A 15,561-nucleotide genomic window follows, 5' to 3' on the forward strand; every position below is an offset into this window, starting at 1 on the left:
GACTAGTCCTCCTCAAGTTCTTTTTCTACAAATTCAAGGTCTTCTTTTTCACTGACCGGTGCCTCATCCTTAAAGTCTTCATCACTTTTTACAAGTTCATCTAATGAATCAAGGAAATCATTAATTTCATTAACCATTTGATAGGTTTCATCCTTATTAGTTGGATAGGTTACCTCTAAAGTTGGAATATCCTTATCCCTAAGCAAGAATGTTGATAATTCATTAGTTCTTGCACATCCAACACAACCGAAACCGAATGGTGCGCCGTCCACAATAATTGCAGCCTCGGCAGCATCTATCAACGGTCCGATAATTGACATTCTTCCACGAACACCGGATGGGACCTCAATAGCCGCATATTTAAGTCCTTTGATCGGGTCGTCTTCGGTAATGTTCATAGGAGGAGAATCAATCTCCGGATCTTTTACTTTTTGCCTAATCTGTTTTTGTAGTGCTAAAGGAGTGTGTCCTTTTCTTTCTATTAAATCTGCTAAAATTAATGAGTTTGGAGGATAAATAGCTATTTCTACCATACATAATCACCTACTTTAAGATTCGTTCATAATATTTTTAACTAAATCAATGTCAACAGGATGTTTTTTGGAAACCTTAACATCTTTTCTTTTCTCTAATGCATCAGCCACATCACCAAGAAGTCTGAATTCCTTTTCCATTTGGTGGAAACCTTCACGAGGGCCGAATCTTTGACCCCTACATCTTCTAGGATCCCCAGGTGCAAATCCCCTGTCCTTAGTAAAAATATGATTTGGATCAAGTTTTCTAATCTCTTCTAAAGCCTTCTTAACATCTTTCTCCTTTCCGCTAACCATAGCGCCGTAGCAAGTATTCTTGATTGTCAAAGGCAAGTCAAGCATGTGCATTTCACTTACAATCTCACTTTCACTTACTCTGGCACCTGGAGCAAGAATAATCATACGGGTTACAACATCAGGATCCCAATCTTCTTTACTTAATTCAGGCCTCGGGCATAAATTGTGTGACATACAAAACATCTCCATCTTTAAGTTTTTCAAGAATTTCAAAATCACTGCAGACTTTTCCTACAATATTTGTTGCTGCAAAGGACTCTGCAGTAGGTCCGAATTCAGAATTATCTTCAAATCTTACACCAATCAATCCGACATTTTTAGCAGCCATGTTGGTGATTCCAATTTCACCAGCCTTAACAATGTCTTTTGGTACGTTTTCCGGAATTAAACCTTTTGCGTTAGCAGCATCCCCTTGGAAAATAACTATTTTCATTCCAGGAACTGCAAAGTGAACTTTTAGGCTACCGATAGGATTTTCAGCAAGGCCAGTTAATTTTTCAAGATACCATTTTGATCTTGGCGCCTTATCCGTCAACTCAATGGTACATAGCTCATCCTTGTTAATTCCTTTAGTAAACACTTTTCCCTCTTTTAGAATGTCAAGAGTGAAATGAGGTGTTTGAGACACGATTAAAGCATCGTCATCTGTTACACCATCTCTGATTTGTTTAATTCCTAATGAGTCTAATAATTTATTAGCTTCAGCTTGGGTTGTATTTAGGGTCATTATCCTTTGCTGTTCGGAAATTACAGTAATGAAATCATTTTCCTTAGCAATATCGATTATTTCCATACCGTTTGTAATGTGTCCCACAGTAGTATGGCTTGGAGCTAGAACCCTATTTTCACGATAAACATAAACTCTTCCAACACCTATACCTTCATTTCTAACAGTTACTGTTCCCTTGCGGCGTGGTGTAAGGTCTTCCTTAGGCTTGTCAATACCTTGAAGTTCATAAAAACCAAGGAAAGAATTAGAATCGAAACTTACCTTTACCTTTCCTCCGCTAATAAGACTGAACAGGTGTTCGGCACATACTGGTGAATTTTCATCAATATCCAATGAAACATAGGTATACAATTCATTGCCTTCCTCTAAAACAATGTCCAGATCGGAAACTGAGAGGGTATTGGTAGTTACGCTTCTTTCAATAATAGGTTCCACATTTATTACGCCGTCACGTTCTGTCAATAGATCAAGAGTCTTCTTACCACCAATGACTCTTGCAAAAATACCCTTGTTGAATGGAGGCACACTGTAAACGTTGCTTACATTCTCTTTAATGAGAATAAGGTGGGTTGATTCATTACTGAAACTTGACAAGCTTAAAACAACATCCCCTTCATAATACTTGTATTCGTCAGGTGTTGGTTCAAGGTCAGTGACAATAGGACCTATTGCAACCTCGCTAGGTGTAGACCATCTGATGTTAAGATCATCAAAAAGACTATAATTTTCTTTCCATAACTCAACTAAAGGAGCTGCTGCTTCTTCGTCAGTTAATTCAATAATTATAGAACCTTTATTAGTTTTAATCTTATATTTACTAATATTCTTCTCTAATTCCTCTTTTCCTCTGATTAAACAGAGTATACTTCCTGGAGAATATGGAGCGTTGGCCAGTTCAATAACTTCTTCGATTGTTGAACCGTCCTTGACCTCCATCTCTTCGCCATTGACTTTAATTAACATACAATCTCCCATAAATAAGAATTAATTATAAATTTGATCAATAATTATGTACCTTTAAAAACCGGATTTTTATTCTGATTGAAGAGTTCTACTTTCTCATCACCGCTAACTACAAAAAGACTGTTGCCGTCAGTTATTTCACCAACAACAGCCGCATTTATTGAAAATTTATTCAAGTAATCAATAATTTCAGAACAGTTTTCTTCATCTGCAGTAAATACAAAACCAGAGCCAGGATACATTTTAAGCCAAGCATCCCACTCAACATCATCAACTTTAGGAATATCCTCCAGATTGACGATTGCTCCTTTATCTGAAGCTTCCAAAAGCATTTCCAATGTTCCTAAAATTCCAGGGTTGCTGATGTCCTTACCTGATTTGATGTAGTCGTTCTCAGCCAAATATTGAACTGCAGTTATCTGATCCCTGACCAGTTGAGCATCCTTCCCATAGGTAGTGTCCCAATTAAGAGAAAACATTTCATGAGGTTTGCCATCCAAATCAATGGCAACAATAACCTTATCCCCTATTTGAGCATTGAAACTAGTAATAAGCTTATCCTTTTGGGCAATACCCACAATAGCCACTCCTAAAGAATCAACAGCACCGTCCGGATGCAAATGACCTCCAACCATTGGAACTCCAAATTTCAAACATCCGTCCTTGATTCCAGTAAGCAGCTCCTCATAGATTTCATCATGAGCTATTGACATGATATTTACCATGGCCAATGGTTTACCACCCATAGCTGCAATATCGTTCACATTAACAAGCACTGCACAATAACCAGCCCAGTAAGGGTTTACATCCATTATCTGACCCCAAATTCCATCAGCAGCAACCAGCAATGCCTGATTATTTCCAATATCAATAGCTGATGCGTCATCCCCAATGTCGATAATCACATCGCCAGAAACATTGTAGGCATCCTCCAATAATGAGATGACATTATTGATTGAATTTTTACGAGTGACGCCTTCGAATTCTTGAATAGATTTAGCTAGCTTTTTTAAATCCAATAGAATACACTTCCATAATTATATATTAAATAACTTTAAGTTTATATTTACAATTCATATTATTTAATATTTCAATAATGGCCTGTTTCATATCTATTTTTTCATCACTTCCAAATTCCAAAATTGGGGAATTGTTGAAGATTCCATTAAAAATTTCCTTGCCTGCAACATCATCAAAGCCACTTTCAAGCTCGAAAATTATGGACCCTGGAGTTTTGAAGCCATGCTCAACAACCTTGTCTAGGTCGCCGTCTGTAATTCCGATAATCGGTATTTCAAACCGGTACAGAATATCCGATGAAATCAAGGTTGTGTCGTCCCCAACGGTTACGACCAAATCTGCATCCCTGTATCTGTAGATATCCTCCCCTGCATGGTCTACGAAGGCCACCCTATAACTTTCGTTTTCAGAGCCCTTCTCCAAGATCCTTGGCTTCACATCACTTTTTCTCAAAAGCCCTGTCTTTATAATTGCCTTGTCCAAATCAACCTTTGAAAGCTTTTCAACCCCATGAGGCTTTAAAATACCTCCTTCAATATCAACGATGTAGCCATCTTCAGCTATCAAAACAAGCCTGTCGGAGGTTGACTTGCCTATTATGACGCTGTTTACCATTATGTTTTCCCCAGGGCTTACTCCATGAATCAGCCTGTGAATTCTGTTGTCTTCAAAATCCATCCCGAAGTGTTTTTCGTATATTTCCTCGGGAGTTACCCTATTGAGATTGAATTTGCAGGCTATTTCATCTGCAACGTCTTCAGCATCCCCGTTCCAAAGGATAACACTACCATCATCTTCACCAGGCCTTTCAATCTGTATTAATGGAATGTCGTTTTCCTTGATCTTATCAAAATAATGATTTACAACCTTATAGCCAAAGACCTGCCCTGTAACATCAGACTTTCCGTAGTTTAAAAGAAAAATCATGTCCTTTCCATCATCGTTAAATAGCTTCAGGGATTCGCTTGGAACCAGCTTTCGGGAAATGTCAATGACATTCTCCAATGAGGAGTCTATGACTGCAGTCCTTCCCATGGTTCCTCCCAACCTTGCAGATACACTGCCGAAATCCCTTAAATAATCAATTATAATTTTAGCATATCCGGAATCTATAATGTTCGGACCGTGAACAACAACACCAATATCCATTGAAAACACCTATTTTACTCTTTTTTTAAATAAATCAGAACCGCATATTTCACAGTCATCAAATGGATAGCTGTCATCATATTCCCTTTTGCAGCCTGAACATATCTTCTTCCAGTTGTAGACCTCTTTGATTCCATTGGTTAGGATTGATGAAAACGGAATATTCATTATTTTTAAAGTGTTTTGAATAGTGTAGTCATCAGTTATGACCTTAACGTTTCCACCCTCACCGGAAAATTCCAAAGCCAATGCAATGACGGTTTTATCCTGAAGTGAAAGTCTTAGATTGTCGCCTGACTCTGCAATGATACGTTCCACCTCATCCATGAATTCGTCTTTAGGTTCCTTGATATCCAGCTTGCCATCCTCAATAGCATTGTCCATAATTAGTTTTGATTTGAAATCCTTAATCTCACAAGCTATTTCTGAAGTCGTATGGTTATTGTTTGTATCCAATGGAAAGCCATTGATAAAGGCCGAAGCGTCTAAAATATAATCGATTTTCATAGATTTCTATTTATTTCTGAAATTTATAAAGTTAATAGTTTTGAATTTTCAGTGAAATATTGGAAAAAAATTGGTTTAAATTTGGTTTAATTTTGGTAAATCTATTTAAATTCACTTAATTAATATTAAATCAAATCAAAATTTTTATTTTGAGAAATAAGGTGATATGAATTACCTATTTTTAAAAAAAATAATCGAGTGATGTGAAAATGAATAATAGAAAAGAAAATTATAAGACATTGTCAAAAATTCAGGACGAGCTAAAATTTCTAACAAAATCAGAAATTCGTCTTGAAATATTAAATTGTCTTAACCAGGCACCATATACCGTGAAAGAGATTGTTGACATTACTGGAATGACCTATAGTTCTGTTTCAAGTAATGTGAACAAGCTGGAAAAGAACAACAACATCTATAAAAAAGACAACAAGTTCCAGATTGATTATCTAACCAAAATCTACTTTGAAAACATCGTTAATTTTAAGAGGTCACTGGAGATCATTACCAATTTTGAGGAGTTTTGGAACAAGCACAACATCAATAAAATCGATTATGAATCAGTGAAAAATTTAACTGACCTTTACAATTCGGAGCTTGTGGAATCAACTTCCATAGACATCTATAAAACCTACAACACCATAAAAACCCAGATGATCAATTCTAAAAGAATAGAGGCTGTTTTTCCCTACCTTCATCCCGATTATCCAAAACTAATTGAAAATGAGCTTAGGAATGGGGCTCGGATAGACCTGATAATCAATGATGCGATTTATAAGGACCTGATTTTGACAATAGAGGATGACCTTAGAAGGGAGTCTATGAAAAATGGAAACCTTACTGTAAAGTCCGTGAAAGCTCCATTAAACATCTATCTAACCATCTGTGACGATGAAATGAGTCTGGGACTGTTTAAGAACGATGATAGTTTTGATCAAAACAGGATTTTGATTTCATCCAATGAAAAATCTGTGGATTGGGGTCATAAGCTATTTGACCATATCAAAAACAACATATGAGGTGAAAAAATGAAGGAAAACGAATACAAAGATTTGAAGTACATTCTAACATCTACAATGAGAACAAAGCTTATCATAAGCATATATGAAAAGTCCAAGAATTTGGATGATTTGAGAAACGAGCTGGGAAAGCCTTCAGCAACCATTCTCCATGGATTGAAAGAGCTTGAAAATGCAAACTATGTTAAAAAATTGAATAAGTATTATTCCCTTACCTCCAACGGATATCTTCTTGCAGTGAACCTGATTAAACTTATTGAAAATTGGTATTCCGTTGACGTGAACAAGGTGTTTTGGAACAATCATTCCCTGGACTATTTGCCTGAAGAGGCAATGAAGAATCTTTACAGGCTGAAAAATGCAGAATGCATAACTTCCACAAACAAAGACCTATCACAGGCGTTAGGAGAGTATATCAAGCTTATATCCGATTGTGAGGAATTGAAAATAATATTGCCGATATTTTCAGAAATTCATTTGGACAAGATTATTGAGATTTCCAGAAATGGGAAGGCCAGGAATATTGAAATAATAACCACCAACAAGATAGCTGATTCTATAAAATCAAATCCGATTTATTCGAATGCTCTAAAAGAGAACAAACACATTGGAATTTCAATATTGAATAAGAAAACCAATATCTACCTAACCGTAAGTGAAAAATTCGTCAGCCTGAACTTGTTTTTCAAGGACGGCCACTTTGACGATTCCCAGCTGTTGGTGGACAAGACCAAGGAGGGAATAAACTGGGGAAATGAACTGTTTAAACACTATAAATACACAATTAGTGAACCATGATAATATAATTTATATATTTATTGTGTATAAAATATTTCTATCAGATGTGTAGGGAGGTGTGAGATTGAATATTCTAGAGACTCTGCTTTTAGGAAGACGTGGCGGTGCAACCTCAATAAAGATAATTGATGTCCTGCTTGTTACCCCATGCAACATCAGCCAAATAGCAAAAATAATTAATATCAATTACAGTACTGCCCAGTATCACGTAACCCTACTTCTTGAAAACAACATTCTTAAAAAAGATTCTGATAGATATGGTGCATTATACGCTCCCACATCATATTTAACAAAAAACATAAACATATATAATGATATAAAAAAAGAATTAGAAAAAAGAGAAAACATAATTCGAGAAGCTGGTAATTATGAGTGAAACAACAAAGGAACATAAAAAAGGTTCATCCTCCGACATCTCATGCACAATAATAACATTAAGCGATTCAAGAAAGGAGAAAGCAGATGATCCTTCAGGGAACTATATGGCAAATCTGATTGAGGAAAAATATAGCTTGAATTCAAGGTTCATAATTCCCGATGAGAAAGAAAACCTTCTGAAGGCCATAGATGAAGCTATTGAAAACGATAGCGATGTAATTCTCACAACAGGAGGCACAGGTCTTGACAAAAGAGACATCACTGTAGAAACCGTTGAATCCTTATTTGAAAAGCATCTGCCTGGATTCGGAGAGATATTCAGATTGAAATCATATGAAGAGATAGGTGTGTCTGCAATTTTATCCAGAGCAACAGCAGGAGTCTACAAGAAAACATTGATATTCTCAATGCCGGGCTCTCCAAATGCCGTTAAAACAGCCATGGACATAATAATAGATGAATTGCCACACCTAGTACATCATGCTAACAAATAGCGTGATGTATTTATTTTATTTTTAAAAAAAAAGAATCTGATGAATTAGAAAAATTCATCAACTTTGATTAAGGGTTCGAAAGCAACCCCTTCTTTTTCAAAGGTTTCCTGAGCGCCTTCAAGCCTATCAACAACAGAAATAGCTTTTTTTACAACCCCTCCGTTTTCCTGGATAGCCTTTATTGCCTTAAGCAATGATCCTCCGGAAGTAGTCACATCCTCCACTACTACCACCTCATCACCATCTTCCAAATCACCTTCAATGAGCTTGGAAGTTCCATAGCCCTTTTGCTCTTTTCTAATCATCAACAATGGAAGATCGGATTCAAGAGAAACAGCTGTCGCAATCGGAACTGCACCTAAAGCTGGTCCTGCAACCTTATCGATGCCCTCATCCTGAATCTGTTCGGCAATTAGCTTAGCGATTGCAGATAAAATTTCAGGATAGGTGATTGCCTTTTTCATGTTTACATAGTAATTGCTTTTCTTGCCTGATGCTAAAGTGAAATCCCCCTCTAAAAAGACTTCGTTTTCCTTAAGCAAATCAATTAAATATTCTTTGGTAATCATTTAAATCTCATCTTCTTTTTTTATGAAAATCTTATCACCAATAGCTCCCAACATTTCAATAGGAACTACATATTCCCCATTGGATTTGAGAGTTTCAGCTATTCCTTTTCCTTTAAGAACAACATCGGTGATTTCAAAAGTATCATCATCAATTATGATGTCTGATATAACTCCCATTGTTTTTGCATCGGAGTCTAAAACTTCTTTCTTGTTTAAATCTGCATTAAATCTCATAAGAAATTCCCCTCATTATTCTTAAATTTTATAAATATGTGTTATTAAATTTTTCTTTTCAATATGCACATACTTTCATCCTTTTTCATGTCATGATAAAATTCCATGTTTCCCCTTTCCATATCGTATACATGGACCATTTCATAGATTTCCTCATCCAGGTTAGGGTTGATTTCCTTAAGCTTGTTAGGGCAGTTCTCCAAAAGGTCCTTGTTGAAATCCAATCTCTTTTCGTTCTCGAAGATAGCTCCGTAGTAGATGTCTGCCTCAACCAGGTCCTGGAACATGTGGCTTCCGAATGACAGTTCCGGCATGTATCCCACTTCACTGTAGGATTCCTCAAGAATGGCAAAGAAGTTGCTTATGTCTGCAAATACGACCGGAATTCCAAGTTCTGGTGAGGAGGTTCCTATCCTTCCAGGAACTATAAGAATTGAGTTTTTGTCGTTTTCCTTGCAGTAAGCGTTGACATCGCCGATTACACGAGCTATTGAACTCTTTTTGGCATATGGATATTCATAGTACTTATGTGGGTCGACATAGCAGACTGTGTCTATTTCCTCCTTACGTGACCTTCCCATTGAAGCATCCTTAATATGGAAATAAACATTTTCCCCTTCAGGCATTTCAATGATTTCATCAGTGGTTGATACTTTAAGCGGCCTGCATTGCAATAAATTGATAACGAATGAGTTATCCTCACCAACATTGACTGTGTACTCCATATCAACAGGATATTCATAGGCATCTTCCAGTGTTTCAAGAATGTCTTTCATAATTCCTGTGAACTTGTCGTTGTTTACAAGGCCCTGACAGTTTGCAAAGAGGACTTCCCTCTTCTGACCCCTTTCTCTGAATCTTCTCTCAGCATCCCTGTCATGTTCTGCAACAGCCCTTTTAGCATAATTGGGGATGATTCCAAATCCTTCAGTAGCAGGAATGTCGTGAATTGACCTGTTTTTAAAGTCAAGTACATCGATATAGTGCTGGGAATACCTGTGCCTGTCGTCAACATTAGGCATTGTGACCGCCTTAGGCATGTCAAGATTTATTACACGAGGATAATCTTCCATTGTCCTGTCAACCGCTTTTGTACCTAGCCCCATTACAAGACGAAGCATTCCTGCTTCATTGTCCATTTCAGGAAGAGGACAATATGAACTGTATGAAAAACCAACTCCTGCAGCGGTAGGGAAGAAATAGTCTCCGTAGTAGGAGCCTGAAACCCTTTGAACAAGAAGACCCATCTGCTCGTCGACATCGTCAAGGCCGTTGATTCTTCTGTATTCCAAAGCAGAAATATTCATCATACTTCCATAAACAGTCTTTACAGCTTCTTCAAATGCCTCCAAACGCTCTTCCAAGCTTCCCTGATTTATGCAGAACACAGACTCGTATTTTCCTGCAAATGCGTTTCCAAAACCATCCTCAAGGAAACTACTGGAACGTACAATGATTGGACTTTGGCCGAAGTATTCCAATACCTGGATGAACTTGTTCTTGATTTCTTCTGAGAATGTTCCGTTTTTCAAGCCTTCCTCAAGCTCCTTACCTGCTTCATAATACTCTTCCTTGGTTCTTTGATGAACCCTGATGTCCCAAAGGTTATTGGCCACTATGTAAGTGTAGAAAAGATCTGTTCCTATGTAGAATGAATCGTCAGGCTCGAAATAAGCATAAATGTCTGGACGGTCGATTTCAATGATTTTACGTGCAAGAAGCATTCCGCACGCCTTACCTCCAATCATTCCTGTTCCAACCATCCTGTTGTAGATTGTGAAGTAGTCCTGAGGTGTGAAATACTTTTTGATCTTTGAGAGAAGGTTTATATCCTTGGCCATCATGTTGTCGCACATGATGTCGCATTCCTTGGAGATGTCCTCTCCTGCATCGTATTTCATTTTGGTCAGTGACATGAACCTTTCCCAGCTGTCCATTGTGTGCTCGCTTTCCGAATTGTTTATGTCATTAACGATTTTATAGAACTTACTCACTTCCAAACCGTCCCTCAACGGAGTGATTTCCCCTGTTTCAGGGACGTACTTGTGACCAAGGAACATGTTTTGTGAATATCTGTTCCAGACTTTCAGAGGATGAAAATATACATCGTCCTTGCTGGAGAAAACATCCAGAAGAAGCTGAGTGGTTTCCCTGATTTTGGCTATTGCATCGAATGAATGCCTTCCACGAAGAATCGGGAAATATGCAACAGTGTCAAGAATGAATAAAAATGGACAGGTAACCTTGAAAAAGTTTCCCATCATCAAATCTGTGGACCAGACTGACTGAAGGTCTGAAAGGCAGTCAAATACGTAAAATGCGTCAAAACCTTCCTTGTCTATGATGTTGTGCACTTCCAATGTGAATGATTCGAACTGGTCATATGGGTCAACCTTATATATTTTGACGCCGTCCCGTTCAATCATTGCAAAATCATCACCCTTGTTTTCAAAAGCCTCGTCAAGAGCCTTAACATCCTCTTCAGACATGTCAATCAAGGGATCGTGATTTGCGAATCTCATGTAAATTAGGTTTCTACCGTCCTCTTTTGCCTGTTTGACAAATGGGTCAACAAAATAGCTGAATTCCTTCAGATTGGAAACGTGCCATACGACATTGTCCCCTAAACGAATATTGTCCAAGCTTTCGTCTAATTGTGGAATTCCTGATTTAATTCTATCAAAAGCAGCCATAATTAAAACTCCAAAAATATTCAATTAATTTAAATTATTTTATAATTATGTTCAAAGCCATATATAAAAATTAGTTAAAAACTGAATTAAAACAAGAATATTTTAAAAATATTGAACATTATTAAAAATTAGACAATAAATTAAACAATTGTTATTAAAAAAATTAAACGAATAATGACTTTTAATGCAAAAACATGTTCAAAATATGAACAGTTGAATAAAATAAAAAAAAAGAAAAGAAAAGGAGAGCTAGTCTCCCTTGTTCCAATTTACAATACCGTAAACAACACATAAAATAGCGGACAATACGATTAATACGAATACTCCCCAAATCCATGGGTCTTCAATTCCGATAACCATCATTATGCGTCACTTCCTTTTTTGTCAATTTGTTCAAATGCCTTATCAATAACTTCATCTTCAGGCCTTTTGGTAAGTAAACTTACAACGAATGTGAAAATAGCTGAAATTGGTACAGCAATCAACATTACGTCAATGAACGGCCATGGATGTACTGAAATCAAGCTTGGAACTCCGAATAAGAATTGACAGATTCCTACACCTGCTGCGGTTTTTGCAAAGACGAAAAGCAACCAGAAGACACTTATGAAAATACCGGAAATGATTCCTGCATAAGCTCCTGCTTTTGTAGTTCCTTTCCAGAAAAGAGCACCGAGAAATACAGGCAAGAAAGATGCAGCACATATTTCGAAGAAGAGAGTAGTACCTAAAGCTACAACACTTCCAGGTAAGATAAATGCAACAATAATAGCCAAGAGCACAGCAATCAATATACCGAATCTTGTAATGGTAATTGCACCTTTTTGTTTTGACTTGTCTCTTAAGGTTCCGTAAATGTCCACACCGAATGCAGAACCTTGGGTGTGCAATTGTGAACTTACTGTTGACATAGCTGCTGCAATCAATGACAATAAGAATACGTAAACGAACCATTCTGGAAGAGCGCTTGTAATAAATGTTGGAATAATCTTATCAATGTTTCCTCCAACCACATCTACTGCGATTTTACCGACTTTATCCATGAAGTAAACATTGGAAAGTGCTCCTACAATAAATGCTGTTGGTGTTAAAACAGCGATTGCTATACCACCGATTAAAACTGATCTGTTTAATTCCTTATCAGATTTTACAGTCATGAACCTTACGATTAAAGGTGGTTGAGCAAGTACACCGATACCTACACCAATCAATGTGGATGATACCAATGTCCACCAATAAGGACTGTTCAACGTTGGGAAGGCTGTCCAACCAATTCCTCCGTTAGCTGCTGCACTAGCAGGATATAAGTCAGCCATGTTGGTTAATGCTAAGTTTCCGACATCTACTCCTCCGAACATCCAATATACGAAAACGAGTAAGAAACACATAGCAGAAACCATAATAACACATTGCAATGCGTCTGTATACATTACACCTTTAATACCACCGAATAGTACATAGAATGTAATGATAATTGTTAAAATCAACAAGGATATTTTGAAATCGATCATCAATGAAGATTCTAAAAATCTAGCAGCACCGATCATAACTACAGCTGCATAAATAGGCATTGCCAAGAAAATAATTAAACCAGAAATGGTTTGAATTCCTTTACTGTTAAAACGTCTACCTAAAAATTCCGGGAAGGTAAGTGAGCCTAAAGAGTGACCCATCCTACGAGTTCTTTTACCTAAAAATACGAAAGCGATGAATATACCCACAAATACGTTTAAAAATGCGAGCCATAAAATACTCATTCCGTATTGACCTGCAACCCCACCGAAACCTACAATAGCTGCCGTAGATATAAAAGTAGCCCCATAACTTAAAGCCATAATTACCGGGTGAGTGTCAGCCCCTGCTATCATATAGTCTTCGGAGGATTTTGTTTTTTTCCATGCATAATAACCTACATAAACTAAAGCGAAAATGTAAATTATAAATACAATTGCCAAAATCATAACATTCATTTAAAAACCTCAAATATATCCATAAATTGAATATACAGTAAAATTTTTAAAAAAAATATTATATAAATTTTTATATTTCAAATAACAAATATGAACATAATAAAAAAAAAAAAAAAAAAAAAAATATATTGTGATAAATATGATTTGGAATGAAAAAGCCGAATGCATGACTCATGAAGAAAAAGAAAAATTGCAACTTAGAAGACTACAAAAAACTGTTAAAGTTGCTTATGAAAATGTTCCTTTTTACAGACAGAAACTAGATGATGCTGGAGTTAAACCAGAAGATATCAAAACCCTAAAAGATATCGAAAAACTACCATTCACAACTAAAGACGACTTGAGAGCTACCTATCCGTTTGGATTGTTTGCAGTGCCTTATGATGACATCGTCGAAATCCATGCATCTTCCGGAACTACAGGAAAACCTACCGTATCAGGATATACTAAAAAAGATTTAGACATATGGGGAGAAATTATTGCAAGAGGCCTTGGAATGGCTGGAGCTGAAAAAAATTGGATTATCCAAAATGCTTACGGATACGGATTGTTTACCGGAGGATTTGGAATTCACCATGGAGCATACAGGTTCGGAGCTATGACCGTACCTATGTCTGCCGGAAATACACAAAGACAGCTAACTAACATGCAGGATTTCCAAAGTGATATTTTAACTTGTACACCATCATACGCTATGTATTTAGGAGAAAGCCTCCACAAAGCAGGAATTCCATTAGAAAACATCAATCTTAAGGCAGGTATCTTCGGAGCTGAAATGTGGACCGAAGAGATGAGAGACAAGATTGAAGAAACCCTCGGATTAAAAGCATTGAACATCTACGGATTAACTGAAATCATGGGACCTGGTGTTGCTCAGGAATGTTTGGAACAAGACGGAATCCACATATCAGATGATCATTTCTATCCTGAAATCATTGACCCTGAAACCGGAGAGGTTCTTGGAGACGATGAAAAAGGAGAACTCGTATTAACAACACTTACCCGTGAAGGAATGCCAGTAATCAGATTCAGAACAAAAGATTTAACCTCATTAATGTCAGGTGACTGTGCATGTGGAAGAACCACCAAAAGAATGACAAGAATCACTGGAAGAAGCGATGACATGTTAAAAATCAAAGGAGTAATGGTCTTCCCATCCCAAATCGAAAAAGCATTGCTTACAGTTGAAGGAGTAACTCCAAACTATCAAATTATCGTAAGCAGACCTGAATTGACTGATGTGCTTGAAGTAAAAGTTGAAGCAACAAAAGAATTATTCTCAGATGAAGTAAAAGAAATGGAAAAAGTAGAGAAAAAGATCTTTGATGCAATACGCAGTGAAACAGGAATTAGAGCAGAGGTAATCATCTGCGAACCGGAAAGCTTGCCTAGAAGTGAAGGAAAAGCTGTAAGAGTTATTGATGAGAGAAACTTTGAATAGGTGATTAAATGAGTACAAAACAGATTTCTGTATTTTTAGAAAACAAAGAAGGAAGAATAAGAGATGCTATCAAAATCCTTGGAGAAGAAAATATTAACATCCATGCTCTTTCAATAGCTGACACTACAAAATATGGAATTTTAAGATTGATTGTTGACGATAATTTTAAGGCTGTTCAAAGCTTTGAGAAAAACAATTTCATTGTTCGTGAAAATGATGTGGTTATTGTAACCGTTCCTGATGAACCAAACGGTTTAAATTCCACATTGGAAGTATTGAACGACGGTAAAATCAACATTGAATACATCTATGCGTTTTCAAATGTAAAAATAGATGAAGCGATTGTTGTAATAAGACTTGAAAACATAGAAAAAGCAATTGAATTATTTAAAGAAAATGGCATTAAAGTTCTTGAACAAGAAGATATAGACAAATTATAGTCAGTCTTCCTCAGTGAGGACAACATCTATTTCTTCCTCACTAAAGTAGAAAGAATCGTTGACATTTTCCAACTTTTTTATTTTTTTTAAAAAATCCTTATTTTCAAATAAGGCAGCTATGCTATTAGAAAAAAGATTCCATTCCTCTTGTTTTGATTCGTCACAATAGATATTGGCGTAAATTATTTCACAGGGATTTTCACACCAATATACATCATTGTAAAATTCATGAGTTTCAATATTGCCGTCATCGTCCAGAAAAATGTCTGCAAACATTTCAAAACGGATTTCGCCTATCTGCTTGGACAATCTGTATTCAGGCAAAATTG

The 15,561-nt window shown here is 36.7% G+C and carries 18 protein-coding genes; 6 read left to right on the top strand and 12 right to left on the bottom strand.

Translation table 11 applies throughout. The features are described from left to right. Positions 1 to 2 precede the first annotated feature (2 nt). Genes Q4P18_RS04905 through Q4P18_RS04930 form a run of 6 tightly spaced genes read right to left on the bottom strand, consistent with a single transcriptional unit; the run spans position 3 to position 5,199 of the window. Positions 3 to 533 carry a methanogenesis marker 5 protein gene (locus tag Q4P18_RS04905; RefSeq protein ID WP_303336282.1) on the bottom strand — a complete coding sequence of 177 codons (531 nt, stop codon included), beginning with the start codon at positions 531 to 533 and terminating at the stop codon, positions 3 to 5. A 15-nt stretch (positions 534 to 548) separates the two neighbouring features. Then, positions 549 to 1,004 carry a methanogenesis marker 6 protein gene (locus Q4P18_RS04910; protein WP_303336284.1) on the bottom strand — a complete coding sequence of 152 codons (456 nt, stop codon included), beginning with the start codon at positions 1,002 to 1,004 and terminating at the stop codon, positions 549 to 551. Beyond that, the gene (locus Q4P18_RS04915) at positions 976 to 2,523 is read right to left on the bottom strand and encodes a methanogenesis marker 3 protein (protein ID WP_303336286.1); all 1,548 of its coding nucleotides are present in this window, start codon (positions 2,521 to 2,523) and stop codon (positions 976 to 978) included. Before Q4P18_RS04915 ends, Q4P18_RS04910 begins: the two co-directional genes overlap by 29 nt. Positions 2,524 to 2,567: 44 nt before the next feature. Next, complete coding sequence (locus tag Q4P18_RS04920) at positions 2,568 to 3,542, bottom strand: methanogenesis marker 2 protein (protein ID WP_303336288.1); 975 nt, start codon at positions 3,540 to 3,542, stop codon at positions 2,568 to 2,570. A gap of 25 nt (positions 3,543 to 3,567) precedes the next feature. After that, positions 3,568 to 4,692, bottom strand: coding sequence for a DUF2117 domain-containing protein (locus tag Q4P18_RS04925; protein WP_303336290.1), 1,125 nt, complete (start codon positions 4,690 to 4,692; stop codon positions 3,568 to 3,570). 9 nt (positions 4,693 to 4,701) lie between these two features. Then, the gene (locus Q4P18_RS04930) at positions 4,702 to 5,199 is read right to left on the bottom strand and encodes a type II toxin-antitoxin system VapC family toxin (RefSeq protein ID WP_303336292.1); all 498 of its coding nucleotides are present in this window, start codon (positions 5,197 to 5,199) and stop codon (positions 4,702 to 4,704) included. 209 nt (positions 5,200 to 5,408) lie between these two features. On the opposite strand from Q4P18_RS04930, the gene Q4P18_RS04935 reads away from it, so the two are divergent. The 4 genes from Q4P18_RS04935 (at position 5,409) to Q4P18_RS04950 (ending at position 7,885) form a co-directional block, all read left to right on the top strand. After that, a complete protein-coding gene (locus Q4P18_RS04935; protein WP_303336294.1) occupies positions 5,409 to 6,215 on the top strand; it encodes a winged helix-turn-helix domain-containing protein in 807 nt (268 codons plus the stop codon). A 9-nt stretch (positions 6,216 to 6,224) separates the two neighbouring features. Beyond that, positions 6,225 to 7,013, top strand: a complete 789-nt coding sequence (locus tag Q4P18_RS04940; protein ID WP_303336296.1) for a winged helix-turn-helix domain-containing protein — start codon at positions 6,225 to 6,227, stop codon at positions 7,011 to 7,013. A gap of 64 nt (positions 7,014 to 7,077) precedes the next feature. Continuing rightward, positions 7,078 to 7,389: a winged helix-turn-helix domain-containing protein gene (locus Q4P18_RS04945; protein WP_303336298.1), complete on the top strand. Its 312-nt coding sequence runs from the start codon at positions 7,078 to 7,080 to the stop codon at positions 7,387 to 7,389. Continuing rightward, positions 7,379 to 7,885, top strand: a complete 507-nt coding sequence (locus Q4P18_RS04950) for a molybdenum cofactor biosynthesis protein B (protein ID WP_303336571.1) — start codon at positions 7,379 to 7,381, stop codon at positions 7,883 to 7,885. Before Q4P18_RS04945 ends, Q4P18_RS04950 begins: the two co-directional genes overlap by 11 nt. A gap of 44 nt (positions 7,886 to 7,929) precedes the next feature. Here the strand turns inward: Q4P18_RS04950 and pyrE are convergent, their stop codons facing one another. The 5 genes from pyrE to Q4P18_RS04970 all read right to left on the bottom strand — a co-directional run bounded on the left by pyrE (position 7,930) and on the right by Q4P18_RS04970 (position 13,351). Continuing rightward, positions 7,930 to 8,454 (bottom strand): orotate phosphoribosyltransferase, encoded by a 525-nt coding sequence (gene pyrE / locus Q4P18_RS04955; RefSeq protein WP_303336300.1) that lies wholly within the window; start codon positions 8,452 to 8,454, stop codon positions 7,930 to 7,932. Next, positions 8,455 to 8,688: a PRC-barrel domain-containing protein gene (locus Q4P18_RS04960; protein ID WP_303336302.1), complete on the bottom strand. Its 234-nt coding sequence runs from the start codon at positions 8,686 to 8,688 to the stop codon at positions 8,455 to 8,457. Positions 8,689 to 8,732: 44 nt separating this feature from the next. Next, on the bottom strand, positions 8,733 to 11,381 hold the full coding sequence (locus tag Q4P18_RS04965; RefSeq protein WP_303336304.1) for a PEP/pyruvate-binding domain-containing protein: 2,649 nt from the start codon (positions 11,379 to 11,381) through the stop codon (positions 8,733 to 8,735). Between the two features lie 249 nt (positions 11,382 to 11,630). Beyond that, positions 11,631 to 11,744: a symporter small accessory protein gene (locus Q4P18_RS08525; RefSeq protein WP_368660188.1), complete on the bottom strand. Its 114-nt coding sequence runs from the start codon at positions 11,742 to 11,744 to the stop codon at positions 11,631 to 11,633. Continuing rightward, positions 11,744 to 13,351, bottom strand: coding sequence for a sodium:solute symporter (locus Q4P18_RS04970; RefSeq protein ID WP_303336306.1), 1,608 nt, complete (start codon positions 13,349 to 13,351; stop codon positions 11,744 to 11,746). The genes Q4P18_RS08525 and Q4P18_RS04970 overlap by 1 nt, the downstream gene beginning before the upstream one ends. Before the next feature lie 139 nt (positions 13,352 to 13,490). On the opposite strand from Q4P18_RS04970, the gene Q4P18_RS04975 reads away from it, so the two are divergent. Both Q4P18_RS04975 and Q4P18_RS04980 read left to right on the top strand, forming a co-directional pair. Next, positions 13,491 to 14,792, top strand: coding sequence for a phenylacetate--CoA ligase family protein (locus Q4P18_RS04975; RefSeq protein ID WP_303336308.1), 1,302 nt, complete (start codon positions 13,491 to 13,493; stop codon positions 14,790 to 14,792). An 8-nt stretch (positions 14,793 to 14,800) separates the two neighbouring features. Further along, a complete protein-coding gene (locus Q4P18_RS04980) occupies positions 14,801 to 15,232 on the top strand; it encodes an amino acid-binding protein (RefSeq protein ID WP_303336310.1) in 432 nt (143 codons plus the stop codon). On the opposite strand, the gene Q4P18_RS04985 is transcribed toward Q4P18_RS04980, so the two are convergent. After that, positions 15,233 to 15,556, bottom strand: coding sequence for a hypothetical protein (locus Q4P18_RS04985; RefSeq protein WP_303336312.1), 324 nt, complete (start codon positions 15,554 to 15,556; stop codon positions 15,233 to 15,235). Positions 15,557 to 15,561: the final 5 nt, after the last annotated feature.

Source organism: Methanobrevibacter sp., assembly GCF_030539665.1.
In the GTDB taxonomy this organism is placed as follows: Archaea; Methanobacteriota; Methanobacteria; order Methanobacteriales; family Methanobacteriaceae; genus Methanocatella.

Bases quoted from the DNA above. Each gene is read 5' to 3' on its own strand.
- Q4P18_RS04905 (WP_303336282.1), bottom strand. From the start codon at position 533: ATGGTAGAAATAGCTATTTATCCTCCAAACTCATTAATTTTAGCAGAT.
- Q4P18_RS04910 (WP_303336284.1), bottom strand. From the start codon at position 1,004: ATGTCACACAATTTATGCCCGAGGCCTGAATTAAGTAAAGAAGATTGG.
- Q4P18_RS04915 (WP_303336286.1), bottom strand. From the start codon at position 2,523: ATGTTAATTAAAGTCAATGGCGAAGAGATGGAGGTCAAGGACGGTTCA.
- Q4P18_RS04925 (WP_303336290.1), bottom strand. From the start codon at position 4,692: ATGGATATTGGTGTTGTTGTTCACGGTCCGAACATTATAGATTCCGGA.
- Q4P18_RS04930 (WP_303336292.1), bottom strand. From the start codon at position 5,199: ATGAAAATCGATTATATTTTAGACGCTTCGGCCTTTATCAATGGCTTT.
- Q4P18_RS04935 (WP_303336294.1), top strand. From the start codon at position 5,409: ATGAATAATAGAAAAGAAAATTATAAGACATTGTCAAAAATTCAGGAC.
- Q4P18_RS04940 (WP_303336296.1), top strand. From the start codon at position 6,225: ATGAAGGAAAACGAATACAAAGATTTGAAGTACATTCTAACATCTACA.
- pyrE (WP_303336300.1), bottom strand. From the start codon at position 8,454: ATGATTACCAAAGAATATTTAATTGATTTGCTTAAGGAAAACGAAGTC.
- Q4P18_RS04960 (WP_303336302.1), bottom strand. From the start codon at position 8,688: ATGAGATTTAATGCAGATTTAAACAAGAAAGAAGTTTTAGACTCCGAT.
- Q4P18_RS04965 (WP_303336304.1), bottom strand. From the start codon at position 11,381: ATGGCTGCTTTTGATAGAATTAAATCAGGAATTCCACAATTAGACGAA.
- Q4P18_RS08525 (WP_368660188.1), bottom strand. From the start codon at position 11,744: ATGATGGTTATCGGAATTGAAGACCCATGGATTTGGGGAGTATTCGTA.
- Q4P18_RS04970 (WP_303336306.1), bottom strand. From the start codon at position 13,351: ATGAATGTTATGATTTTGGCAATTGTATTTATAATTTACATTTTCGCT.
- Q4P18_RS04975 (WP_303336308.1), top strand. From the start codon at position 13,491: ATGATTTGGAATGAAAAAGCCGAATGCATGACTCATGAAGAAAAAGAA.
- Q4P18_RS04980 (WP_303336310.1), top strand. From the start codon at position 14,801: ATGAGTACAAAACAGATTTCTGTATTTTTAGAAAACAAAGAAGGAAGA.